This is a genomic window from Kribbella sp. CA-293567 (assembly GCF_027627575.1).
Taxonomy (GTDB): domain Bacteria; phylum Actinomycetota; class Actinomycetes; order Propionibacteriales; family Kribbellaceae; genus Kribbella.
Genome location: NZ_CP114065.1, coordinates 4730939 through 4754684 on the forward strand (window position 1 = coordinate 4730939; position 23746 = coordinate 4754684).

The following is a 23746-nucleotide window of genomic DNA, read 5'->3' on the forward strand; positions in this document are numbered from 1 at the left end:
GGTCACCCCGCTCTCTCGGGGCGGCCGCCGATCTGGGCGCTGGCCGGGTGGCCGTTCACCAGCAGGTCGTGGGATCGCGTCAGCCGCAGGTTCGCGCCGGGCCACAGGCCGGCCGTCACCGCGGCCGCCCGTCGCGACAGCAGCAGTACGACGCGGCCGCGGCGTGGATCGAGCACGCGGTCGAAGCCGGCCAGCATGCGTTCGGCGAAGGTGGCGAAGTCGGTGTCCAGTTCGTCGTACTCGCCCCAGGGTGGGTCGGTGACGATCGAGCTCACCGAGCCGGTCGGGACGGAGGGCAGCACCAGCGCGTCCTCGGCCAGCACCTTCACCCGCTTGTCGCGGCGGATCTCCGGCGGAACCTGCAGATTCGGCTCTCCCACGTCGAGGTCGGAGTAGATCGCCCGCGCGAACGGCAGCGCGATCCGGGCCCGGACGATGGAACCACTGCCGGCGAACGGGTCGAGGAAGACGTCGTCGGCCCGTGGCGCGGAAGCCTTCACCAGCAAGGTGGCCAGGTCTGCGCCGAGGCTGCCCGCGGCGCCCGCCTTCACTCCCGCGGTCAGCCGCTGACACAGCAACATCGACTTGAGGTCGCGCCGGCCGATCAGCCAGAACTCCGCACCGCCCCCGCGCGGGCTCACCCGCGCGCCGGTCGCCCTGGCGATCGCCGACTCGAACCGGTCCTTGACCGGCCGCGGCAGCCCGACCAGCTTCCCGTCGACGCTGACCATCGTGCGGAAGGCGGACATCCGGCCGAGGCCACGGAGCACCGCGGTGGAGAGGATCTGGTCGGCGAACTGCTCGGCCGCCCGCTGCAGCGAGGACCGCGGCACCGTTCCGAGGACGCTGAACGCGTTCTTCAGATAGCCGAGCTGCCCGACCTTCGACGGACTGCTGCCGGTGTCGAACAGCAGGCTGCTGTCGTCGGAGCTGACCACGGTGACCTTGGTCAGATCGCGGCGCAGCGAATCGAGCACCAGTTCGGCCAGTCCCGCCCGGAACTGGGCAAAGTAACGCATTTGCCCCACGCTATCGCAGCCCGGCCGACGGTCCGGCCGTCACCACTTGATCGGGACGACGGGCGCCTTGCCGCCGGCCGGCGGTACGACGTACTTCTGCAGCGCGTAGCTCATCACGTCCCGGAACACCGGACCGCCCTGCATACCGCCACCCCGCCCGTTCTTCGGGTCCTGCAGGACGACGTAGGTCACGAAGCGCGGGTTCTCCGCGGGAGCGAAGCCGGCGAAGGAGGTCGCCCAGCGCTTGCCGTAGCACTTGCAGACCGGGTCGACCTCCTGCGCGGTCCCGGTCTTGCCGGCGATCCGGTACCCCGGGATCGCCGCCTGCAGGGCCGTACCGCCCTCGGAGGTGACCGCCTCCATCATCGTGGAGACCTGCTTCGCGGCGTTCTCGCTGACCACCCGGCGGGGCGGCGCGGTCTCGCTGGGCACCTTGTTGCCGTTGCCGTCGATGTAGTTCTTGACCAGCTTGGGCGGCAGGTAGATGCCGCCGTTGGCGACCGCGTTGACCGCTGCGGTCATCTGGACGGCGTTGACGGCGATGCCCTGGCCGAAGGCGACGTTCGAGCGGCTCAGCTCGGGCCACTCGTCACCGGCCGGCATCCGGCCCCGGGTCTCCCCGGGGAAGTTCAGGCCGGTCGGCGCGCTGAACCCGAAGTCGTGCAGGTACTTCACGAACTGCGGGATCCGCATCTGCTGCGCGGCCATGATGGTGCCGACGTTGGACGACTTGGCGATCACGCCGGCCATCGTCAGCTGGAGCGTCCCGTGCGGGGTGGCGTCCTTGATGGTCCGGCGGTCGACCTCGATGCTGCCGGGCACCTTGAGCTTGGTGTCCAGCGAGATCAGCCCGGCGTCGGCCAGCGCCGCCATCGTGACCACCTTCTGCACGCTGCCCGGCTCGTAGGACGCCTCCAGCGCGTTGTTCTTCAGCAGACCGTTCTCCAGCGCGCCCTTGGGCAGCGGCTTGTTCGGGTCGTAGGTCGGGTAGTTGGCCATCGCCAGGATCTCGTTGGTCTCGACGTCCACAGTGACCACCGAGCCGGACTCGGCCTCCCACTCCTTGACCGCCTTCTCGATCCGCCGCTCGGCGAACCACTGCAGGTCGGAGTCCAGCGTGAGCTGCACGCCGAGCCCGGGCTTGGGCTCCTCGACGGTGTGGTCCGCGTTCGGGATCTTGTTGCCCTTGGCATCGACCTCGTACATCGCCTTGCCGTCCGTACCGGACAGCTTGTCGTTCAGCGCGTACTCCAGCCCGGCCAGGCCCTTGCCCTCCTTGCCGATCACGCCGACCACGTTGGCGGCGACGGTGCCGAGCGGGTGGTTGCGGATCGGGTCGGACTCGGTGAACAGGCCGATCAGCCGCGGCGCCTGGGCGTCCTTGGGCTTGCCCTTGTTCGCCGCCGAGATCGCCTTGTTCTTCAGCTTGATCTCGGCCTCGATGGCGTTCCAGGCCTGTGGGCTGACCTGGTGGGCCAGTTTCACGTAGCGCTTCTTCAGGGTCAGGTCGGCGTAGAACTTCGCGTACGGCGTGGTCGGGATGTGCGTGGCCAGCACGGTGGCCAGCTGGGCCGCGACCGGGGCGGTCTGGGTCGGGTCGGCGGTGATCAGCAGCGCCTCCTCCGACACCGACAGCGGTACGCCGTTGCGGTCCAGGATCGCGCCGCGACTCGCGTGCAGCACGAACGGCCTGCTGTTCTCCTTGGTCGCGGCGAGCGCGTAGGAGTCCGGGTCGACGCCCTGCAGCAGGATCAGCCGGCCGGCGAACAGCGACAGCACGAAGGCCATCACCCCGAAGGTCAGTTTCAGCCGCAGCGCCGGACGACCGAGCTTCAGCGTCTTCGGCGGCTTCTTCTCCCTCGGCTTGCGAGGAGGGCGCCGATTCTGCGGCGGCCGCTTGCGGGGCGCGCTGCCGGCAGGCCGCTTGCGCGGCGGCTCGCCACTACGGCGTGGGGCCTCACTGGCAGCCTTCACCGGCCGGGCGGCAGCCGCCTTCTTCGCCGTACGCCGGGGCGCGTCGCTCCCGCGCGGGTCAGCAACAGCCGGCCGCCGCAGCCCCGCTTTGCGAGCTGCGCCGCCGATCGCCTTGCGTGTTTCACCACTACGGCTCGCGGCCTTCCGCGGCTCACCACTGCGAGCGGGAGCCTTGCGGGCGCCGTCACTGCGGCCAGCGGCCTTCCGCGGCGCACCACTGCGACTAGTGGCCTCGCGGGGCTCACCACTACGGCCGGCGGGCTTGCCCGGATCACTAGTGCGGCTGACAGCCTTGCGAGGCTCACCGCTACGCCTGACGGGCTTGCCCGGCTCGCCATCACGGCCGACTGTCTTGCGGGGCTCACCACTGCGGCCGGTGGCCTTGCGTGGTTCCCCGGAACGGCTTGCGGACTTGCGAGGCTCTCCCGTTGCCTTGCGCGGTCCACCAGCCGTTTTACGCTGCTCGCCGGGCGCTGCCCGGCGGCCATCGGCGCCCGGTCCCGCTCGCCGGCTCTCAGCGGCGGGCCGCTTGCGGGGAGGGTCGCCGTCGGAGCGCGGAGTACCGGAGCGAGTGCTGTCCGTAGCGGACGGACGGCGCGGCGGGTTGGTTCGGCGCGGGGCGTCCCGGCCGGAGTCGCCGCCACGCTTGCGTGGCGGTTCGCTGCCCCGTCGCTCCGTCATCCGATCATCCCCCGGTCGTCGTGTTGGCCCCAGTCACCGGCGGCTTCTTGGTGGTCACCGGCGGCTTGTTCGTAGTGGCCGGTGGCTTGTTGGCCGTCACCGGCGGCTTCTTGGTGGCGACGGGCGGCTTCGGTACGACGGGCGTCGCACCGGGCAGTGCCGGTCCGAACATCGTCGCCGCGGTGCCCGCCTTGCCCTCGGCCGGCTGGCCGAGCACCTGGCCGTCGGACAGCCGCAGGAACACCGGGTTCGGGTTCGGCACCATGCCCATCCGTACGGCCCGGTCCGCCAGGTTCTGCGGCGACTCCAGCGTGCGGACCTGCCGCTCCAGCAGCTCCTGCTGGTCGCGCAGCTGGTCGGCCTGCGAGCTGAGGCTGGTCACCTGGAACGTGCCGCGCTGCAGCTCCGTGTTGAGCAGCAACAGGCCCACCAGGCCGGCCGCGAGCAGCGACACCACGAAGATGACGAACGGCATCCGCGGCGGGCGGAACGGCGCTCCGTAGACGACCCGGAGCTTCGGTTCGGCTTTCTTCACCGGCTGCGCGGGAGTGACCCGTGCCTTCGACGGGCTGAACACAGTGCTCATCAGGCCACCAACCCCTTCTCGCGTACGCGCTCGGCCGCACGCACCCGGGCCGAGGCGGCCCGTGGGTTCTGTGCGACCTCTTCGTCGGTCGGCTTCTCGGCGCCGCGGGTCAGCAGCTTGAGAAATGGTTCGTGCCCCGCCGGGATCACCGGCAGGTCGTCCGGTACGTCGCTCCTGGCGCCGGCCGCCAGCGTCTGCTTGGCGATCCGGTCCTCGAGCGACTGGTAGCTCATCACCACGATCCGGCCGTGCCGCGCGAGCGATCCGACCGCGGCGGGCAGGGCGCGGCGCAGTACCTCGAGCTCGCCGTTCACCTCGATCCGCAGCGCCTGGAAGGTCCGCTTGGCCGGGTGTCCCCCGGTCCGGCGGGCCGCCTGCGGGATCGCGTCCCGCACCAGCTCCGACAGCCGGGCGCTGGTGCTGAACGGCTCGGTCTCGCGGGCCTTGACGATCCGGTCCGCGATCCGGCGGGAGAACTTCTCCTCGCCGTACTGGAACAGGATCCGGGCCAGGTCGGCCGAGCTGTAGGTGTTCAGGATGTCGGCGGCCGTCGTCGGCGCGGTGCTGTCCATCCGCATGTCCAGCGGCGCGTCCTGCGAGTAGGCGAAGCCACGGCCGGTCTCGTCCAGCTGCATCGAGGAGACGCCCAGGTCGAACAGGATGCCGTCGATCGCCGGGATGCCCAGGTCGTGCAGCACCTGCGGCAGTTCGTCGTACACGGCGTGCACCAGGGTGGCGCGGTCGGCGTACGGTGCCAGCCGCTCGCCGGTCAGCCGCAGCGCTTCGGGGTCCCGGTCGAGCCCGACCAGGCGGATCCCGGGGAACCGCTGCAGGAAGGCTTCGGAGTGTCCACCGAGTCCCAGGGTGGCGTCGACGAGGACGGCACCGGGGTGCTGGAGGGCCGGCGCGAGCAGCGCGACGACGCGATCGAGCATCACCGGGACATGACGTCCCTCCGCTCCACGCTCTGCACCGTCGTCCATCTCGACCCTTCCATAGCCGCGGGAGCGACCCTGCCCCCGCGGGTTCTCTGTGAACTGCTGTCCTGCTGTGTGTGCCGGGGCGGTGGCGTCGGGTGGAGTGGATCTGCCGGGACGGCTGACCGTGGCGCTCCTCCGTCGGGGAGAAGAGCCACTTTCGTCCGGTCAGATCGCGGGTACGCCTTCCGGGGAAGTACCTGTCGCCTTGGCGCCGGGGAAGTGGCGCCAACACCCAGGTCGGAAGTCGGACCCGTGATCTCACCGGACGACCGGTGCCACCTCGGGACAACTCAGAAGATGCCGGGCAGTACCTCCTCGGACAGGTCGGCGAATGCCTGCTCCTGCGCCGCGGAGTACGTGTTCCAGTTCTCCGTGTTCCAGATCTCCACCCTGTTCATCGCCCCGATGACGACACAGTCGCGATCAAGCCCTGCGTAATCGCGCAGCATCGGCGGGATGGTGACCCGGCCCTGCTTGTCCGGCACCTCGTTGGAGGCACCGGCGAACAGCATCCGCAGGTAGTCCCGGGCACCCTTGTTGGTGATCGGAGCCTGCTTCAACTGCTCGGTCAACTGCACGAACTCGGCCTCGGGCCACACCGACAGCGACCGCTCCTGTCCACGTGTGATCACCAGACCCTCCGCCAGTTCGTCGCGGAACTTCGCCGGCAGGAACAGTCGGCCCTTGTCGTCGAGCTTGGGGAAGTGCGTTCCAAGGAACACGCTCCACCTCCCCGTTGCGGACTCTCCGTCTCAGGTCGAGCTTGTTGTCCACCATTTCAGTACCACTGCGCTCCACCTTACTCCACTTTGCCCCACCGTCAACCAAATTCGCCCCGTTTCGCTCCCCCGTACGCTGGAGGTCACGAAAGCGCGACAACGGGTGAGGGCAGATTCGATGGACGCCGAAACGACTGGTAACGAAACGCACGGAGATCTAGGCCCGACCCTCGCACCGGGTCAGAATGAGTCGGCCATCAACCAATGGGGAGGACCTAGGGTGAGCACCACCGCGACCAGCTCGGCCATGGATTTCGACGAGCTGACGGAGGTGGCGGGACGGGTCCGCCGAGCCATCGAGACTGTGATCGAGGGCAAACCCGATGTCGTCGAAGTAGCCGTCACCGTGCTACTCGCCGAGGGACATCTGCTGATCGAGGACGTACCGGGCGTCGGCAAGACGATGCTGGCCAAGGCACTGGCCAAGTCGATCGACTGTTCGGTCCGCCGGATCCAGTTCACACCGGACCTGTTGCCGTCGGACATCACCGGCGTGTCGGTCTTCAACCAGGAGGTCCGCGACTTCGAGTTCAAGCCCGGCGCGGTGTTCGCCAACATCGTCGTCGGTGACGAGATCAACCGGGCCTCGCCGAAGACCCAGGCCGCGCTGCTGGAGTCGATGGAGGAGCGCCAGGTCACCGTCGACACCACGACGTACCAGCTCGAGGCGCCGTTCATGGTGATCGCGACGCAGAACCCGATCGAGATGGAGGGGACCTATCCCCTGCCCGAGGCACAGCGCGACCGCTTCATGGCGCGGCTGTCGATGGGTTACCCCGAGCCGGCCGCCGAACTGCGGATGCTCGACGGGCACGCCGCCGCCGAGCCGCTGCTGAACCTGCAGCCGGTGACCGACGGGCAGCAGATCCTCCGGCTGGTGAAGACCGTGCACTCGGTGCACGTGTCGGAGTCGGTGAAGGAGTACGCCGTCGCGCTGGTCGGGGCGACCAGGCGTTCCCAGGAACTGCGTCTGGGCGCGAGCCCGCGCGCCACCCTGCACCTGGTCCGGGCCGCCCGGGCTGCCGCCGCGCTCGACTCACGTGAGTTCGTCCTGCCGGACGACCTGCAGGAGCTGGCCGTGCCCGTACTGGCTCACCGGGTGCTCCCGGCCGCCGAAGCTCACCTCGGTGGACGCGGTGCGGCCGACATCATCTCCGGGCTCGTGGCTTCGGTGCCGCTGCCCCGCACTCGTCGGGACTGAGACATGCGGCAGGCACTGCGCGGACTGACCACCCGCGGGCGGGCGTTCGTCGCAGCCGGTATCACTGCTTCTCTGTGCGCGTTGCTGCTCGGCCAGAAGGACCTGCTGCGGGTCGGCATCCTGCTGGTCGCCCTGCCGCTGGTGGCAGCACTCGTCGTCGGCCGGACCCGGTTGCGCCTGCAGGTCCGGCGCAGCCTGGCTCCGGATCAGGTCCCGGTGGGTACCCAGTCGACCGTCGAGTTGACGCTGACCAACCAGGGCCGGATGCCGGCCGGACTGCTTCTGCTGGAAGACCGCATACCTTATGTATTGGGCCACCGGCCGCGGTTCGTGGTCGACCGGGTCAGCCCGAACTGGAAACGCACCGTCACCTATCCGGTGAAGTCCGATGTCCGGGGGCTGTTCCAGGTCGGTCCGCTGATGCTGACCGTCGCGGACCCGTTCGGCCTGGTCGAGACGAGCCGGACGTTCACGCGCAGCCAGCACCTGCTGGTGACGCCGCGCGTCTATCAGCTCCCCGAGGTGCGGCTCGGCGCCGATCGCGCGGGCTCCGGGGAGAACCGGCCGCGCGCCATCGCCGCGGCGGGTGAGGAGGACGCCACCGTCCGCGAGTACCGCGACGGCGACGACCTGCGCCGGGTGCACTGGCGTTCGACCGCGCGGCGCGGAACCATGATGGTCCGCCGGGAGGAGCAGCCCTGGCAGAGCCGGTGCGCGCTCTTCCTGGACGCCCGGACCATCTCGCACCACGGTCACGGGCCGTCCTCGAGTCTGGAGTGGGCGGTGAGCGCGGCGGCGTCGGTCGGGATCGACCGGATCCGGCGCGGCTACGTCACCACTCTGCTCGGCGGGCCGACCACGCTGTCGGCGATCAGTCATCGCAGCTCCACCGCGATCCACCAGCCGCTCAACACCCAGCAACTGCTGACCGAGTGCGCGACGGTGGAAGAGCACAAGTACGCCGAGATCGGTCCGTTGCTGACCGTCGACCGGCACATCCAGGAGCCGAGTCTGGTGGTCGCGATCGTCGGCGCCTGCAACGCCGAGGACATCACCTCGCTCAATCGCTGGCGGACCAGCCAGGCGAGCGGGGTCGCGCTCTTGCTCGATGCGGCAAGCTGGTCGGTGGGCGCGGAAGGCACCGAGAAGGCTGCCCGCCTCAGCGCCGCCACAGATGCCACCGAGAACGAACTGCGCCGCAACGGCTGGCGGGTCGCCAGAGTGCAGCGCGGAGACCATCTCCCGACCGTGTGGTCCACCCTCGGACTACGCAGCGGAAGGATCGCATGACCGGCCACGTCAGGATCTCCCTCGCCGCCTGGGCAGCGACCGTACTGGGCGCCCTGGTGCTCACGCCGGTGTTCTCCGGCCCCTTCCTCTTCATCAGCGCCTTCCTCTGCGGGGCGATCACCGGTGCCGGGATCCTGCTGCAGAACCTGCGGGCGCCGCGCGTCGTCGTACCGGTGGTGCAGCTGCTCGTCCTGGTCGAGCTGGTCTCACTGTTCTTCCTCCGCGACACGATGCAGTGGGGCATCCTGCCGTGGCGGGACACCGCGCTCGCGTTCAACCAGCAGATGGTCGACGCGATGGACTCCATCAACCGGTACAGCGCTCCCCTGCCGGCCGAGCGGCACCTGCTGCTGTTCGCCTCGGCAGTGATCGGTGCTGCCGGCCTGCTGATCCACCTGGTCGCCGTGCAGATCCGGCAGGCGGCCTGGGCCGGACTGTTGCTCCTGACGATGTACACCGTGCCCGCCGCGACTGTGCACGGCGGACTGCCTGCCCTGCTGTTCATCCCGCCCGCCGTCGGGTACATCGTGCTCCTGTCGGCAGAGGGCCGCACCCGGCTCAGCCGCTGGGGCCGCCGGATCTCCGGGGTGTCCCACCTGGACGCGGCCGAGCCGATCGAGGCCTCCGCGTTGGGACAGGCCGGCCGGCGGATCGGCCTGAGCGTGGTCGCGCTGGCCGCGTTGGTGCCGGCGTTGATCCCCGCGCTGCCGGAGGGCGTGATCGGCAACGGTCTGGCCGGAGGCGGCAGTGGCTCGGGCGCCGGCGCGATCATCGCCGCCAACGACCCGATGCTGGACATGGGCAAGAACCTCAAGCGCGGCGACAACGTGGACGCGCTGACCTACACGGGCGGCCCGGCCGGCGGGACCTACCTACGGCTCACCGTCCTGGATGCCTTCGACGGCAAGGCCTGGCGGATGTCGCAGCGCGGTGAGGGCCAGAAGATCGGCAACAGCCCGCTGAGCCCGCCGTCCGGCTACAACGGCGATCTCAGCAAGGTGCCGCAGACCAAGCTGAAGATCGACGTGAGCCGGAGCTTCCGTTCGGTCTTCGCCCCGGTGCCGTACCCGCTGCGCCAGATCTCGCTGAAGAAGAACTGGAAGTTCGACCCGTCGGCACTGGACGTGCAGTCCACCAACGGCCAGGTCGTCGGCGGCCAGGACTACAACCTCTCGTGGTACGAGCTGAAGCCGAGTCCGCAGGACCTGATCGACAGTGTCACCCTGGGCGAACCCGACCAAGTCACCAGCGACTACCCCAGGGACACCAACCCCGAGCTGATCCAGCTGGCCAAGGACGTCACGTCCAGGGCGGGCGGTAACCACTACCAGCAGGCGGTCGAGCTGCAGAACTGGTTCCGGTCCGGCGAGTTCACCTACAGCACCGACACCGACAGCCAGAGCGGCATGAGGGCGCTGTCCGCCTTCCTGCTGGAGAACAAGACCGGGTACTGCGAGCAGTTCGCGACCGGAATGGCGCTGCTGGCCCGCACGCTGGGCATCCCGTCGCGGGTCGCGGTCGGCTTCATGCCACGGCCGGCCGACAACGACAACAAGCACCTGGTCAAGATGCACGACATGCACGCCTGGCCGGAGCTGTACTTCGGCGGTATCGGCTGGGTGCCGTTCGAGCCGACGCCCTCGGCCCGGATCAGCACCACGCCGGACTGGACCCAGCCGGGCAGCGCCGTCACCACCAGCCCGACGACGGCGCCGAGCACCGCGCCGACCACGCCGGGTCAGACCTTCGACCCGGGCATCGACAGGCCGGAGAACCCGCGCAACCTGCCGGGCGACCAGGGCCTGACGCCGATCAGTGGTGGCAACTGGTTCACCAACGGTGGCGCCAAGATCATCGGTCTGGTGCTCGCCGTGATCCTGCTGCTCGGCGTGCCGTGGCTGATCCGCACGCTCACCCGGCGCAAGCGCTTCAGCCGGGTGCCGAGCCGGCTCGGCATCGAAGGACTGTGGGCGGAGGTCCGTGACACCTCTCGCGACCTCGGCCTGGAGTGGTCGGAGATCTCCACCCCACGGCAACTCGGCGACTGGCTGGTCGCCCGGCTCCCGGAAGAGACGAAGCCCCAGGCCCTGCGCCTGGCCCGCGGCGTCGAAGCCATGCGGTACGCCGGGCAGGACAGCACCTTCCCCGACCTCCGGACGGAAGCCGAAGCAGTTCGCAAGGCGCTGTGGCGAGACATCAGCCTGGCCCGCCGCTGGCGAGCTCGGCTGCTGCCTCCATCCTGGCGCTGGTACCTCAACCGGGGCAGCTCCGAAGCGTCCGACCTGCTGGACGAGTTCGACCTCCTGCTGGCCCGGATCCGCTCGGCGGTGCTTCCCCGCCGGGCCAGGCGGCAGGCCGGCTAGTCAGTCGGCTCAGCCAGCTCAGCAGTCATCGGCTGCCTACCCGTCGGGGTGGGCAGCCTATCTGCTGGGTGGGCGTGATGCATGCCCAGCAGGAACCGGCTCGAGCTCGAGGGACCTGACTGTGCGATGGGGCGCTCTGCGGGGCTCTACGGCGAGCTGTGCTCGGCCTTTGCAGTTGCCGGCACCAGGGCAGGCTGCGGCGACCGAGGGGCACGTACGCAGTACGGGGAAAGACAGAACCACACCCGGCGCCGAGCGCGGGTGTGGTCCACACAGTGTCTCGGACCGTCAGAGGTCCTCGTCGCGGCGGCGGCGCCAGCGATCTTCCATCCGTTCCATGAAGCTGCCGGACGAGTCGTGCCTGGTCCGGTGCTTCTTCGACTGCGGCGGAGGCGGCGGTAGGTCGTCGCCGTCGCTCGCGTTGCTGATCCGTCTCATGCTCAGCGCCGCGACGTACAGGCAGGCGACCATCATGACGAAGCCGATCACTCCGATGATGGTGTTGGGAACGATCGCGCCGGTCATCAGAACCACGATGCCCAGCACGAATCCAACGCCGGCGAGCACTGCCCGGCGCTTGTAGTACAAGCGCACATTGGTGCCTCGCATGGCGGAAACAAACTTCGGGTCTTCCGCAGCGAGGGCACGTTCGAGCTGCTCGAACTGGCGCTGCTCTTCTTCCGAGAGGGGCACCGTCGATCCCTCCATGGTGAGCGCGATCTCGATAGGCCGAGTCCAGTCTAGGCCGACCATGCGGTCCACGAAACCCTGACCGCCTGTCCCGCGCGTCACGGTCCGGCAACTCCGTGCCGAAACCACCCGTCCGGCACCGGTTCCAACGCTCAGAACCGCCTGAACACCCGGCGTGTCGGGCTCATCGCGAACCGCGCGATTGCATGAGTTCATCGGCAAGCGTCAGGACACCGTGAGGCTCGCCGGGCGAGCGACAGCGTCGTACGAACGCTTGATGCAGTGAACCGGCCAAGTACGCCGGCAGCCGAGGTCAGCGGGTGGCGAGGATGTGGAGCTGTGAGGCCAGGGCCCGGAACGCGGGGTGCTGGCTGGCGGCTCGCTCGAGCTCTGCCAGTGCTTCGGAGGCGCCCGGCTCGGAGTCGACGAAAGCGGCCGGGACCAGATCCGCGAACGTGCGGACGCCATGCACTGTGTGGACCATGAAACCGGCCTCCGCGAGCTGGCCGATGATGCCCGCCTCGTCGAACCGCCGCGGCATCGGGTCGGTCGGGCCCCAGCGTCCGTCGGGGTCCTGCAACGCGACCCGCGCGTCGGCCAGGTGACCGGCCAGCGCCCGGGCCAGCACCACGGCGTTGCGCTGGGCAACCAACAGGCTCAGCACGCCACCCTCACGCAGTACCGACCTCATCGCCTGCAACGCCTGGACCGGGTCGTCGACGACCTCCAGTACGCCGTGGCACAGCACCGCGTCGGCACTCGACTCCCCCGCGATCTCGGGCAGCTCGGCGGCATCGCCCTGCACACCACGGACAAGCTGGCTGACACCCTCGTCGGCAGCCCGCCGTTCGAGCGAGGCGAGCGCGTCCGCGCTGGGGTCGACAACCGTGACGCGATGCCCCTCGACGGCCAGCGGGACAGCGAAGCCACCGGTACCACCGCCGAGATCGACGATGTCCAGCCCTGCTCCGGGGTCGATACGCGCCCGGCCCGCGAGCGCCACCCGCAGCGCCTCGGCGACCAGCGCCGTTCGCACCGAACGCCGACGTCGGTCGACCATCCTGAAGCCCTCCTCGACTACACCATCACTCCGGGCCACACCCTACTTGCCACCCGTCGGCCCACCTCACCACACCGCCGTCCAGGTACGGCGTACCGACTGCCGGCCAAGCCGCGCAGCCGTTTTCGCAGCCTCGTCGCGCGTCGTCTCAGGACACGAGCGCGGACGTCGCCACGTAGGTGTTGCACGCGACAGGCTCAGCGGCGTCGAGCCCCTTCATCGACCAGGCCGCATGGTTCTTGCTCGCACCGTGGGTTCGCTCGGAGTCCCATTCGTCACCCAGCAGGCCGACGAGTCGCTTCTGTTGCGAGACCCGATCAGCTGAGGGAAACCACGACGAGTTGGCTCCGAAGAAGACGCTCGCCAGGCACGACGCCTGCAGTTCATGGCGGCGAGTCTCCTCGAAAGCGAAGTCGACGCCGCTGACCTTCTGCAACAGCAGGTACTGCGCGGTGCTGATGCCCGCCAACTCCTGGAGGTGATGGGCGTACTCGTGGCTGATCAAGAAGCCCATCGAGGTCAGCACCCAGCTCCGATCCGCGGCCGTCTCGGCTTCCGCGAACGCCGCGAGCACCTCGTGCGCGTCGATGTAGATGGTGGTGCCGTCACAGTAGAACGATCGACCGTCGGACACATCGCAAGGAGACGACGGCGACTCTCCCACCGTGACGACGAGTTTCGCCGGCCGAAAGGCGAAGCCGGCCCTGCGAACGACCGGCGCCCAACTGCGGTCGAGGCACGCCAATGCCTGCTGGAAAAAGATCTCGGCTGCAGCCAGGTCCGACGGCTGAACGGCAGGCTCACGGCAACCGCTCGGGGCGACCGGGCCGGCGTCGTACAAGCGGTTGCGCGTCAGCGTCGCCGGCTGAGGAACCTGCTTGATCGTCTCGGAAGTGCTCGGCGTCGGCGTGACCGCCGACGGCAACGCCGAGCGCGCATTGATCGCCTCCGACCAGGTGGTCGAGCTGACCGGGAGTCATCGTCAGCCCGGCCGCAACCCACAGCCAGAACCGCAACCAGCACCCCAGCCACGACGAAGCGTCTACTCCACACCGCTAGACGATAGCTCCTGCCCCGCCGACCCTCGTCCGCCCAACCAGCTCTGCATGACGCCGTCCACAGAAACATTGGGCGATCGTCGTCGGTTTCATCGGCACTCCGCTTCCTGCTGCTGCGCCTTCTGCAGCCCTCGCTGGTCCTACGAACGCCGCCAGATCAATCAGACGACCTTGAGGTGCAGGCGATACGGGAGCTCGGACAGCGCACAGGGCAAGGCAGGGGTCAGCGCTCGCAGGAACGGGGGGCCTGCGAGCGCTGGACTGGGGGAAGCGGGCGGCGGTTAGCTGGCCTGCATCCAGGGTTGGGCGAGGACCGACTGGCTGTCGGAGTATTCGGGGAGGGGCGGTTGGGTGGCGAGGTGGAGGCTGGAGTCGACCAGGTCGTAGAAGGCTTCGACGGCACGGACCAGGTCGTCGGCTTCGCGGGTGGTGACGGCTCGCTCGAGGCCGGCTTCGGCGGCGGCGCGCTGGGCGGCGCCGGCGGCGAAGAAGGTGGCCCATTCGCCGAACTCGGGGGCCACCTCGGACAGCAGGACCCAGGCGTTGCGCTGGACGCGGCGGCGGGCGCTGGAGCGGACCGGGCGGGCCCGGACGGCGAGCACCGCGGCCGCGATCCGGAGGGCCGCCACGTGGGCGCTCGAGTAGCGGATCAGGTGGTCGTCGGTTTCGCGGGCCTCCGCGAGCGCAGTACGCGCCCGGGAAAGATCGCGGCTGGCCGAGCCCGCGGCCGCCGGTGCAACCGGTGAAACTGTCATCGGTCCGTCACCCTCTCCAATTGCCAGCGTCCGGAGTCGGGGTCGTGCGCGAGGTCGAACATCTCGCGCCGGCCGTGCCGGCCGCACCCTGCCTCCACTCGGTAGACCGCCCGTTGCGGCCCCCAATCTGCATCCAACACACCAACGGCCGCGGATGATCCCGCGGTGGCCGTCGCCGTGGCGGCACCGACGCCGGAACCGATCACGCCGCGCTCCCACCAGGCCGCGGTCTCCACCCAGCTGGCCTGGACCGAGCAGACCAGCCACAACCGTCCACGCCAGAGGAACTGCTGTGGAGTCTCGACGCCGTCCACGACGTCCGAACGCACCTCGACGGTCTCGTCGAATTCCCACATCTCGCATCGCCTCCTGTGCACGAACTTCTTCCCCTGGTCAGCGGCCCGGTGGGTGGACGCGAGGTGGGGGTCGAGGTCCACCTCGGCGCCCGGCCCACCGGGACCGCCGGTATCCGATGCGGCCGCAACTCCGCACCGGAGTCCTTCAGTTGCTTCGATCGCCGGCCACCCGTGGTCTCCCGACGAGACCGGCGCGGCGGCAATCGAACATCTGTTCGAACACTGGAAGCGTAACCCTGTCCGCCGACAATCGTCAACGGGCCGTAAGCGGTGAGGTGCCCACGGCGAGCGGTCCCGCCGCCAGACTGGAGCCATGCCGAGAAACCGTCGTCGCACCCTGACCATCGCCACGCTGGCGGTCGCCGCCGTGGTCACAGCCGTCGCACTGCCGCTCTTCCAGCCTTGGCGGCTCTTCACCGGCAAGGTGGTCGACGAAGCGCTCCCGGGCGCCGATCCGATCTCCATGACCACATCCTCCGTGGCGCCACCGACAATTTCCGGCGCCGGCCGCCGCACCCCCACCGCTCCCCCGCCCGGCACGCCACGGCCCGCCACTTCGGCCACCTCCCAGCCGACCGCTCGACCGACCAGCCGACCGGCCGCCCCGCGGCGCCTGGCGACCGGCGAGTTGATCAGCCATGAGCACCGGACCACCGGCACCGCGTCGATCCTCGAACTCCCCAACGGCTCCCGGGTACTCCGCCTCGAAGGCCTCGCCACCTCCGACGGCCCTGATCTGAAGGTCTGGCTCAGCGACGCCAAGGTGGTCGACGGACGGGCCGGCTGGCAGGTGTTCGACGACGGCCGGTACCGCAGCCTCGGCGAGCTCAAGGGAACCAAGGGCAACCAGAACTACGCGATCCCCGCCGACACCGACCTGACCGCGCTCACCAGCATCTCGATCTGGTGCGACCGCTTCAACGTCTCCTTCGGCGCCGCAACCCTCGCCTGAACCCACAACCCCGCAACCCCGCCCCGGCTCCCGGAAATCCGGAGGTGGCCGACCACTCCCCCAACTACGCTCGCCCCCATGACCCCCGACGGAGCCTTCGTCCCGGCCACCACCCTCAGCCACGGATTCCACGACGAAGTCATCCGCCCCCTGCTTCCCGAGATCCCTTACGCGGCAGCGTTGGTCGGCTGGGGATCGGACGTTCTCGGGTACGACACCGAGCGCTCGACCGACCACGACTGGGGTCCGCGGCTGCACGTCTTCGTCGACGCCCACGAGGTCGACCGGGTCACCGAGCTGATTGAGCCGGCCCTGCCCAAGCAGTACAAGGGCCACCCGGTGCAGTACGGCTCGGACACCGTGACGCCGGTGCACCGCATCACTGTCACCACTGTCGACGGCTGGCTCGAAGAGCACCTAGGCGTCCACAACGGCCGCCACCTCAGCCTGGAGGACTGGTTGGTGACCCCGCAGCAGAAGCTGCTCGGAGTGGTGGCCGGTGCCGTGTACGCCGACGACGGCCGTCTGCAGGTCGTCCGCGACGCCCTCCGCTGGTACCCCGACGATCCGTGGCTCTGGATGCTCGCCTGCCAGTGGTCCCGCGTCGCCCAGGAGGAACCCTTCGTCCAACGCACCTCCGAGGTGGGAGACGAACTCGGCTCGCGCATCGTGGCCGCCCGCCTGGTTCGCGATCTGATGCGCCTCGCCCTGCTGATGGAGCGCGCCTACGCGCCGTACACCAAATGGCTCGGTACTGCGTTCGCTCGCCTCGGCCACCCCGACGGTCTGGACCGCGACCTCGACCAGGCACTCGCCGCCCACGCCCTGCCCCAGCGCGAGCACGCCCTGACGACGGCGTACGAGAAGGTCGCGCGCAGGCACAACGCGCTCGCACTGACAGCGCCGGTCGATCCGTCACCGCGACCGTTCCACGACCGTCCGGCACTGATACTCGACGCCGGCCGCTTCGAGCAGGCCTGTCTGGACCGGGTGAGCGATCAGCGGCTCAAGGACCTCGGACTGATCGGCACGATCGACCAGTTCGCCGACAACACCGACGTGCTGAGCAACCCGGCGGCGTACCGGAGACTGATCAGCATCTACCAGAAGTAGGGTTTTGCCGTGAGCAATCATCCGAATGTCCAGCGGGTCGCCGACGCCCTGGCGACGGCCGGCGCCGCCGGTGAGATCAAGATCCTCGACGACGCCGTGCCGACAGCGGCCGCCGCCGCGGCGGAGCTCGGCTGCGAGGTCGGCGCGATCGCGAACAGCCTGATCTTCGACGGCGACGGCTCCCCGGTGCTGATCCTCACATCGGGCGCGCATCGGGTGGACACCGCGAAGGTCGCCGCCGAGCTGGGCATCAGCAAGCTTCGCCGGGCGACCCCGGAGTTCGTCAAGGAGCACACCGGCCAGGCGATCGGAGGCGTCGCCCCGGTGGGTCACCCGCGTCCCGTGCGCACGCTGGTCGACACCACCCTCGCCCAGTACGCCGTCGTCTGGGCCGCCGCAGGCATCCCGCACTCCATCTTCCCGACCAGCTACACCGAACTGCTCGAGCTGACGGGCGGCACCCCGGCCACCGTCAACTGAGCCTCACTCACCGGCACACCTGACAGCGATGAAGCCGTCCAGTAGCAGCTGGACGGCTTCATCGGCAGGCAAGGTCAGTGGGCGAGCTTCAGGTCCACGTCAGCGGCGCGGACGTAAGCCATCCGGTGACCGAACCAGATCTGGTAGTAGCGGTCCTTGCCGAGCACCTGTACGTGATCCGTCGGCGGCTGGCCGTCGAACGTACTGGCGCGGTAGTAGTCCGTCTCGATGCTCACGTCGCCCACCGGATAGGCCTGACCCGCTCCGATCGAGTACTGCAGCGGCGTAACCGCCTGGTACGGAATACCTGCCGGATAAGCGGCCTGCTCCGGGTACGCCCGCCCGTAGACCGGCACACTCGTCTTGCCGGCCTTCGGCTTCACGACGAGCCCCGGCTTGGCGAAGGCGTCAGGCGCGCTGCGAGGACTCTTGAACCATGCCTTCGCCCCCAGGTACCAGATCGCCACCCAGTCGCCCGAGCGCTCAGCCACGACGTACTGCGAACCGGCGGCGGCCCGGGCGCCGATGTCGGAGACCTGCGTGGTGCTGTCGGCGCCGTCCGGCCGGAGGCCGAGGTCCTTGACCAGCGGTGCAGCGTCGTCCGGCGCCTGTCGCAGGTAGACGAAGTTGGTGCCCTGCGGCGTGCACGGCGTCCCGGCAGTGGTGCAGCCGATCATCACCTGCTGGTTGTCGTCGAACCCAGGCTTGACGGTGACGATCGTGCCGGCCTTGACCGGGAACACGCTGTGTCCGTAGATCGGCGCGCCGAGCAGGTCGAAGTAACGCTCCCAGTCCCAGTACGGTCCCGGGTCCCAGTGCATGCCGCGCACCGTGCTCGGCAGCGTGCCCGGCACCTGGTCGTGGCCGATGATGTGGGCCCGGTCCAGCGGGATGTTGTTCTTCTTCGCCAAGTACTTCACCAGCTTGGCGGAGTTGCGGTAGAGCGCCTCGGTGTACCAGGTCGCGCCCTGGGCGGCGAAGCCCTCGTGCTCGATCCCGATGCTGTGCATGTTCACGTACCAGTTGCCGGCGTGCCAGGCGACGTCCTCGGAGTTCACGTGCTGCCAGGTGTAGCCGTCCGACGAGCGCATCGTGTACTGCCAGGAGACGTACGTCGGGTCCTGCACCATGTTGAGCGTGCCCTGCCAGCCACCCTCGGTGTCGTGGATGACGATGTAGTCGATCTTGCCCGTCTTCGGCCGGTTCGCCTGGTCGTGGTTGCCGTAGTCGCCGTCGGTCCCGTTCAGCTGGTACGGCGCCGGCAGCCACTCACATGCGAGGTCGGTCGGGCACTGCGCACCCCCCGCGGTCTTGCGGGCCGGGCCGGCCGGCAGCGCGGTCTTGGCCAACTGTGCCTTGTCGGGCGTCACGTTGACCGGCGGCATGACGAGCTGCTGGCCGGTGTTCGTCGTGCGGGCAGCACCGCGAGCCAGGATCGAGTAGACGTCGTCCGCGAAGGCACCGGCGCTGGTCCGGTCTGCAGCACCCGCGTAGGTGCTCACAGCGCCGTACCACTCAGCAGGAGAGGTGGTAGCGCCGACAGGCAGCTTCATCGATCGCTGGTACGACGCCAGCAGTGCGGCGCCACCCTCGATGTTGGCCGCGGTGTCGTTGCGCAGCGCAACGGGGTCGATCCCGGTCAGGTCGGACGCCTGATAGAGCGTCCGCAGCGACTCGGTCCTGCCCAGCTTCTGACCGATCGACCGCTCCACCACCGTCCCAGGGGCCACCGCGGTGAGGTGCATCGGGCCGAAGCCGCCCGACGTGCTCGACTTGCCCTGGTGGTCGTCCCACCGGGTCTGGGCGTAGGACACCGCCAGCAGCACGGCCTCCGGTACGCCGTACTTCGCTGACGCGGAACGGAACGCCTCAGCCGCCTCGGCGGACGGAGCCGCCGGGGTGGCAGCGGTCGCCGCGGACGGCCCACCGGCCGACACGCCGGTCAGGCTGATGGGCAGCGCTACCACTGCCAGTGCGGCGAGAATCTTCGGACGACGACGCATGTTCTGCTCTCCCTGGACCGATGGGGCGACGGTCACGCAGACCGGCAACCCGTTCACTTTGGGTCGCGGAGTTCCCGATGTCAACGGTTAACCATTTTTGAGGTCAGAGTGTTCGATTCTGACGACAAGTGAGGGGCCATGGAAGCGTTGCCGTTGGCGTTCACGACGGGCTGGGCAAGCGGCATCAACGCCTACGCGTGCGTGCTGATCCTCGGGCTGCTCGGCCGGTTCGCCGGCGTCGACGAGGTGCCGAGCTCGCTCACCGGCACCGGCGTCCTGATCGCCGCCGGAGTGCTGTTCGCGTTCGAGTTCGTCGCGGACAAGATCCCTTACGTCGACTCGGCCTGGGACGCGATCTCGACCGTCATCCGGCCGACGGTCGGCGCTGTCCTGGCCGCCCTGCTGGCCGGCCAGGCCGACACTCTGCAGCAGGCGCTGATCGCGACCACCGGCGGCGTCACCGCCCTGGTCTCCCACCTGATCAAGTCGAGTCTGCGGCTGGCGATCAACACCTCGCCCGAGCCGGTCACCAACATCGCCGCCTCGTCCGGTGAGGACGTCGCGGTGGCCGGGGTCGTCACCCTGGCCGCGTTCCACCCCACCGCCGCCCTGATCGTCGCCGGCGTTCTGCTGGTGATCGGCCTCATCTCGGTGTACTTCGCGTTCCGCGCGATCCGCCGGGGACTGGCCAGGTTCCGGGCCTGGCGGGAGAAACGAAGCAATCCAGCAACTGGGAGCAGTGCAGTCTGATGGCCCGCGTGATCGTCATCGGGGCCGGCCTCGCCGGTCTCGCCACCGCCGTACGGCTGGCCAAGCTCGGCCACCAAGTGAGCATCTGCGAGAAGGACGACCGCCTGGGCGGCGCGTTGGGCCGTGTGGAGGCCGACGGCTTCAGCTGGGACGCAGGAGCAGCCAGTACGACGCTGCCGGCCGCCCTGCGGGACCTGTTCCGCAAGAGCGGCCGCCCGATCGAGAGCCTGGCCCAACTGGAGCCGATCAGCGAGCCGAGGCGCCACCTGTTCGGTGACGGCTCCGTGCTCGACCTCCCCGTCGGCGACCGGGCCGCCCAGGCGGAGGCTTGGACCGATCTGGCCGACGACAAGACGGCGAAGCAGTGGACCGAACTGGTCGACAAGTACGGCGAGACCTGGCAGATCCTGCGCAAGTCCTCGCTGGAGCCGCCACTGATGGACAAGCTTCCCCTGCAGGCCATCCGGAGCCTCAAGCCCTGGCAATCGCTGGAGCGGACAGCCCAACGCGGCCTGAACGACGAGCGTGCCCGCGCAGTACTGCGGTACTACGCCATCCAGCACGGCTCCGATCCCAAGCTGACCCCCGGCTACGTCGGCGTCTGGTCCTACCTGGAGCGCACCTTCGGGCGGTGGACCGTCGAGGGCGGATTCGGCGTCCTGGCCGACGCACTCGCGCAGCGAGCCAGTGAGCGCAAGATCGAGATCCACACGCAGGCCGAGGTCGTCGGGGTCGACACCGACCACGGCCAGGTGACAGGCGTCCGGCTGGCCGACGGCAGGACGCTGCCGGCCGAGATCGTGGTCAGCGACATCGATCCGCGGGACCTCTACGGACAGCTGGTCGACGACCCCCAGGCCAAGAAGGTGCGCCGCAGGGTGCTCTCCACCCACCAGGCCCAGGCGGCGTACGTCGTACATCTCGGCCTGCGTGAGCCGCTGCCGTCCCTGCCGTTCGAGACCGTCCTGCACGGCAGCCCGACTGTTGTGGTCCGCACTGGCGGACAGGCACCGGCGGGACACCAGGCATGGTCGGTACTGGTCCACGGCTACCCCACCGACGACGTAGTGGACCTGCTGGTCGCCAGAGGGCTCCACATCCGGGACAAGGTCGTTTCGCGGCAGACGTCGCCGTCGTGGTGGGCCGGAGTGGCCTGGGAGGGCTACAAGACCGCCAAGCGCCGGGCGGCCAACGCCTCCCCCATCAAGGGCCTGTACTGCGTCGGAGCGGGGGCTCACCCAGGCGTCGGAGTACCGGCTACCACGCTCGGTGCGGCCATTGTGGCGGACGCCGTCGGCAAGGCTTGATCGCCGCGCACTAAGATTGATCGTTCATGTGTTCGTGTCGGGGATGTGTGCCCGGCAGTAGAGAGGACCCCGGTGGATCAAACCCCCAACTCGGCCGACCTGGAGAACGTCGAGCGGGCTGAGCTCGAAGCTGAGCAGCAGCACGTCGACCGGGTCTACTCCCGGGTTGCCGAAGCCGCCCGGTCAGCGTCCCGGATCGCGGTCGACGGGCACCAGCGCGGTCAGGCCCAGAACGTCGGCCGCGTCCGCGACGAGGAGCAGACCGGCCTGTACGAGCGCGACGTGCTCGTCTTCGCCGCCGCTCGCCGGATCGCCGAGCTCGACGCCGAGCACGAAGGCCTGGTCTTCGGGCGGCTCGACTCCGACCTGGGTGACGAGACCGAACCGGTAGCGGCCGCCGCGGAGCTGGAGAGCCTCTACGTCGGCCGGATCGGCGTGCGCGACGCGGAGTACGAGCCGTTGGTGATCGACTGGCGCGCGCCCGCCGCCGAGCCGTTCTACCGCGCCACGGCGACCAACCGGCTGAAGGTCGTCCGGCGCCGGGTACTGCGCAACAAGGGCCCGCGGATCGTCGGCATCGAGGACGACCTGCTCGGCCCCGAGCGCGCGCCCGCGGATCTGCCGGTGATGGGCGAAGGCGCCCTGATGGCCTCCCTGTCGCGGGCACGCGGCCACACGATGCGTGACATCGTCGCCACCATCCAGGCCGAGCAGGACCAGGCGATCCGGGCACCTGCCCGCGGCGTCACCGTCATCGGCGGCGGTCCGGGCACCGGCAAGACCGTGGTGGCGCTGCACCGCGCCGCCTACCTGCTGTACTCCGACCGCCGGCGGTTCGAGCGTGGCGGGGTGCTGGTGGTCGGCCCCTCGGCCGCCTTCATGGCATACATCGAGCGGGTCCTCCCCAGCCTCGGTGAGAACACGGTCTCGCTGCGGGCGGTGGGTGAACTCGTGGACGGCGTGCGGGCCACCGCAGTCGACGACGCCGACGTCGCCGCGATCAAGGGCTCCCTGCGGATGCGTGGCCTGCTCTCGAAGGCAGCACGCGATCGGGTGCCCGACGCGCCTACCAGCCTGCGCGTCTTCGTCAACGGCGCCACCGTCGAGCTCGACATGAACCAGCTCGACAACGTCCGCCGCAACGCCCTCCGTCGTACGCCGCGCAACCGAGCCGGTTCCGAAGCCCGCAAGGGCCTGGTCGCGGCGCTGTGGCAGCGCTTCCCCGACGACCTCCGCAACGGCGTGTACGCCGACCGCGAGTCGTTCGGCGACATCGTTACCGACCTGCCCGCCTACAAGCAGTTCTTCGCTGCCTGGTGGCCCATGCTCTCCCCCGGCACCGTACTGCGCTGGCTGGGCGACTCCCGGCGCCTGCAGCGTTGGGGCCGTGGAGACTTCACCCCTGCCGAGATCGACCAATTGTCGGCCGCGGTGGCGAGCACGGACGAGTTCACCATCGCGGACGTCGCGCTGCTCGACGAGCTGAGCACACTGCTCGGCAGGCCGCCAGCGATCGAGGCCGGCAAGGACGAGGAGTTCGACTGGCTCGAGGGGCTGTCGGACGGGGTCAATGAAGTACTGACCACGTCGGAGCGGCGTGCTCGGGCAGTGGCGGCAGCAGACGCCGACGAGCCCGACGAGTACGCCCACGTGCTGGTGGACGAGGCACAGGACCTCTCCCCCATGCAGTGGCGCATGGTGACGCGTCGCGGCCCGCAGGCGAGCTGGACGATCGTGGGTGACCCGGCCCAGAGCTCCTGGCCCGACCCGGCCGAGGCACGCGCCGCGATGGACTCGATGCTGTCGCACCTCCAGCGGCACACCTTCCGGCTCTCGACCAACTACCGGAACTCGGCGGAGATCTATGCCTTCGCCGGCCAGGTGATCCGGCAGCAGATCCCGGACGCCGACCTGCCGAACGCGGTCCGGGAAACCGGCGTCGACCCGGAACACCGGATCTTCGACGCCGGCAAGGTGACCGAGGCCGCGGCCGACGCCGCCGGTGAACTGCTGCGCGTGGTCGAGGGCACCGTCGGCGTGATCGTGTCCCCCAGGCTCAGGCCGGCGATCGACGCGGTGCTCGCCGAACTCGGCGATCCCCGGGTGGTCGCGCTCAGCCCGCTGGACTCCAAGGGCCTGGAGTACGACGCCGTCGTGGTGGTCGAGCCGGACCAGATCGTCAGCGACACACTGGGCGGCGTACGGGCTCTGTACGTCGTACTGACCCGAGCGACCCAGCGGATGATCACCATCAACAGCAGCACCCACTGGCTGCCCGGATAACAGAGTTCGCCGCTCAGCGCCATCACTGCCGCTGCTCATCGAAGGCTGCGCGGCCGGCCCTGCCGC

Annotated in this window: 20 protein-coding genes; 9 read left to right on the forward strand and 11 right to left on the reverse strand. The window is 69.5% G+C overall.

Annotated features, from left to right (window positions below):
- Positions 1 to 2 precede the first annotated feature (2 nt).
- The 5 genes from OX958_RS21645 to mraZ form a co-directional block, all read right to left on the reverse strand.
- The gene (locus OX958_RS21645; protein ID WP_270130948.1) at positions 3 to 1019 is read right to left on the reverse strand and encodes a hypothetical protein; all 1017 of its coding nucleotides are present in this window, start codon (positions 1017 to 1019) and stop codon (positions 3 to 5) included.
- 39 nt (positions 1020 to 1058) lie between these two features.
- Entirely contained in the window at positions 1059 to 2993 is a 1935-nt protein-coding gene (locus OX958_RS21650; protein WP_270130949.1) for a peptidoglycan D,D-transpeptidase FtsI family protein, read from the reverse strand.
- A gap of 685 nt (positions 2994 to 3678) precedes the next feature.
- On the reverse strand, positions 3679 to 4260 hold the full coding sequence (locus OX958_RS21655) for a hypothetical protein (protein WP_270130950.1): 582 nt from the start codon (positions 4258 to 4260) through the stop codon (positions 3679 to 3681).
- Positions 4260 to 5243 (reverse strand): 16S rRNA (cytosine(1402)-N(4))-methyltransferase RsmH, encoded by a 984-nt coding sequence (gene rsmH / locus OX958_RS21660; protein ID WP_270130952.1) that lies wholly within the window; start codon positions 5241 to 5243, stop codon positions 4260 to 4262. The genes OX958_RS21655 and rsmH overlap by 1 nt, the downstream gene beginning before the upstream one ends.
- A gap of 287 nt (positions 5244 to 5530) precedes the next feature.
- Positions 5531 to 5962 carry a division/cell wall cluster transcriptional repressor MraZ gene (gene mraZ / locus OX958_RS21665; protein WP_164602800.1) on the reverse strand — a complete coding sequence of 144 codons (432 nt, stop codon included), beginning with the start codon at positions 5960 to 5962 and terminating at the stop codon, positions 5531 to 5533.
- A gap of 304 nt (positions 5963 to 6266) precedes the next feature.
- On the opposite strand from mraZ, the gene OX958_RS21670 reads away from it, so the two are divergent.
- Genes OX958_RS21670 through OX958_RS21680 form a run of 3 tightly spaced genes read left to right on the forward strand, consistent with a single transcriptional unit; the run spans position 6267 to position 10873 of the window.
- Complete coding sequence (locus tag OX958_RS21670; protein ID WP_270139117.1) at positions 6267 to 7220, forward strand: AAA family ATPase; 954 nt, start codon at positions 6267 to 6269, stop codon at positions 7218 to 7220.
- A gap of 3 nt (positions 7221 to 7223) precedes the next feature.
- Positions 7224 to 8510, forward strand: a complete 1287-nt coding sequence (locus tag OX958_RS21675) for a DUF58 domain-containing protein (protein WP_270130954.1) — start codon at positions 7224 to 7226, stop codon at positions 8508 to 8510.
- On the forward strand, positions 8507 to 10873 hold the full coding sequence (locus OX958_RS21680; RefSeq protein WP_270130955.1) for a transglutaminase family protein: 2367 nt from the start codon (positions 8507 to 8509) through the stop codon (positions 10871 to 10873). Before OX958_RS21675 ends, OX958_RS21680 begins: the two co-directional genes overlap by 4 nt.
- A 288-nt stretch (positions 10874 to 11161) precedes the next feature.
- Here the strand turns inward: OX958_RS21680 and OX958_RS21685 are convergent, their stop codons facing one another.
- The 5 genes from OX958_RS21685 to OX958_RS21705 all read right to left on the reverse strand — a co-directional run bounded on the left by OX958_RS21685 (position 11162) and on the right by OX958_RS21705 (position 14792).
- Positions 11162 to 11626, reverse strand: coding sequence for a DUF3040 domain-containing protein (locus OX958_RS21685; RefSeq protein WP_270139118.1), 465 nt, complete (start codon positions 11624 to 11626; stop codon positions 11162 to 11164).
- Positions 11627 to 11876: 250 nt separating this feature from the next.
- Entirely contained in the window at positions 11877 to 12623 is a 747-nt protein-coding gene (locus tag OX958_RS21690; protein WP_270130957.1) for a methyltransferase domain-containing protein, read from the reverse strand.
- A 148-nt stretch (positions 12624 to 12771) separates the two neighbouring features.
- Positions 12772 to 13548 carry a neutral zinc metallopeptidase gene (locus OX958_RS21695; RefSeq protein WP_333486401.1) on the reverse strand — a complete coding sequence of 259 codons (777 nt, stop codon included), beginning with the start codon at positions 13546 to 13548 and terminating at the stop codon, positions 12772 to 12774.
- A gap of 414 nt (positions 13549 to 13962) precedes the next feature.
- Complete coding sequence (locus OX958_RS21700; protein WP_270130959.1) at positions 13963 to 14436, reverse strand: SAV_6107 family HEPN domain-containing protein; 474 nt, start codon at positions 14434 to 14436, stop codon at positions 13963 to 13965.
- Positions 14433 to 14792 carry a DUF6504 family protein gene (locus OX958_RS21705; protein ID WP_270130960.1) on the reverse strand — a complete coding sequence of 120 codons (360 nt, stop codon included), beginning with the start codon at positions 14790 to 14792 and terminating at the stop codon, positions 14433 to 14435. Before OX958_RS21705 ends, OX958_RS21700 begins: the two co-directional genes overlap by 4 nt.
- A gap of 313 nt (positions 14793 to 15105) precedes the next feature.
- Between OX958_RS21705 and OX958_RS21710 the strand changes: the two genes are divergently transcribed.
- From OX958_RS21710 to OX958_RS21720, 3 genes are all read left to right on the forward strand, one after another.
- Complete coding sequence (locus tag OX958_RS21710) at positions 15106 to 15744, forward strand: DM13 domain-containing protein (protein ID WP_270130962.1); 639 nt, start codon at positions 15106 to 15108, stop codon at positions 15742 to 15744.
- A 78-nt stretch (positions 15745 to 15822) separates the two neighbouring features.
- Positions 15823 to 16857 carry a DUF4037 domain-containing protein gene (locus OX958_RS21715; protein WP_270130964.1) on the forward strand — a complete coding sequence of 345 codons (1035 nt, stop codon included), beginning with the start codon at positions 15823 to 15825 and terminating at the stop codon, positions 16855 to 16857.
- A 9-nt stretch (positions 16858 to 16866) separates the two neighbouring features.
- Complete coding sequence (locus tag OX958_RS21720; protein ID WP_270130966.1) at positions 16867 to 17337, forward strand: YbaK/EbsC family protein; 471 nt, start codon at positions 16867 to 16869, stop codon at positions 17335 to 17337.
- A gap of 74 nt (positions 17338 to 17411) precedes the next feature.
- Here OX958_RS21720 and OX958_RS21725 read toward each other — a convergent pair whose 3' ends face one another.
- Positions 17412 to 19340 (reverse strand): N-acetylmuramoyl-L-alanine amidase, encoded by a 1929-nt coding sequence (locus OX958_RS21725; protein WP_270130968.1) that lies wholly within the window; start codon positions 19338 to 19340, stop codon positions 17412 to 17414.
- A gap of 138 nt (positions 19341 to 19478) precedes the next feature.
- On the opposite strand from OX958_RS21725, the gene OX958_RS21730 reads away from it, so the two are divergent.
- The 3 genes from OX958_RS21730 to OX958_RS21740 all read left to right on the forward strand — a co-directional run bounded on the left by OX958_RS21730 (position 19479) and on the right by OX958_RS21740 (position 23680).
- Positions 19479 to 20090: a DUF4126 domain-containing protein gene (locus tag OX958_RS21730; RefSeq protein ID WP_270130970.1), complete on the forward strand. Its 612-nt coding sequence runs from the start codon at positions 19479 to 19481 to the stop codon at positions 20088 to 20090.
- Positions 20090 to 21397 (forward strand): phytoene desaturase family protein, encoded by a 1308-nt coding sequence (locus OX958_RS21735; RefSeq protein WP_270130972.1) that lies wholly within the window; start codon positions 20090 to 20092, stop codon positions 21395 to 21397. Before OX958_RS21730 ends, OX958_RS21735 begins: the two co-directional genes overlap by 1 nt.
- A 72-nt stretch (positions 21398 to 21469) precedes the next feature.
- Positions 21470 to 23680: a HelD family protein gene (locus OX958_RS21740; protein ID WP_270130973.1), complete on the forward strand. Its 2211-nt coding sequence runs from the start codon at positions 21470 to 21472 to the stop codon at positions 23678 to 23680.
- Positions 23681 to 23746 lie beyond the last annotated feature (66 nt).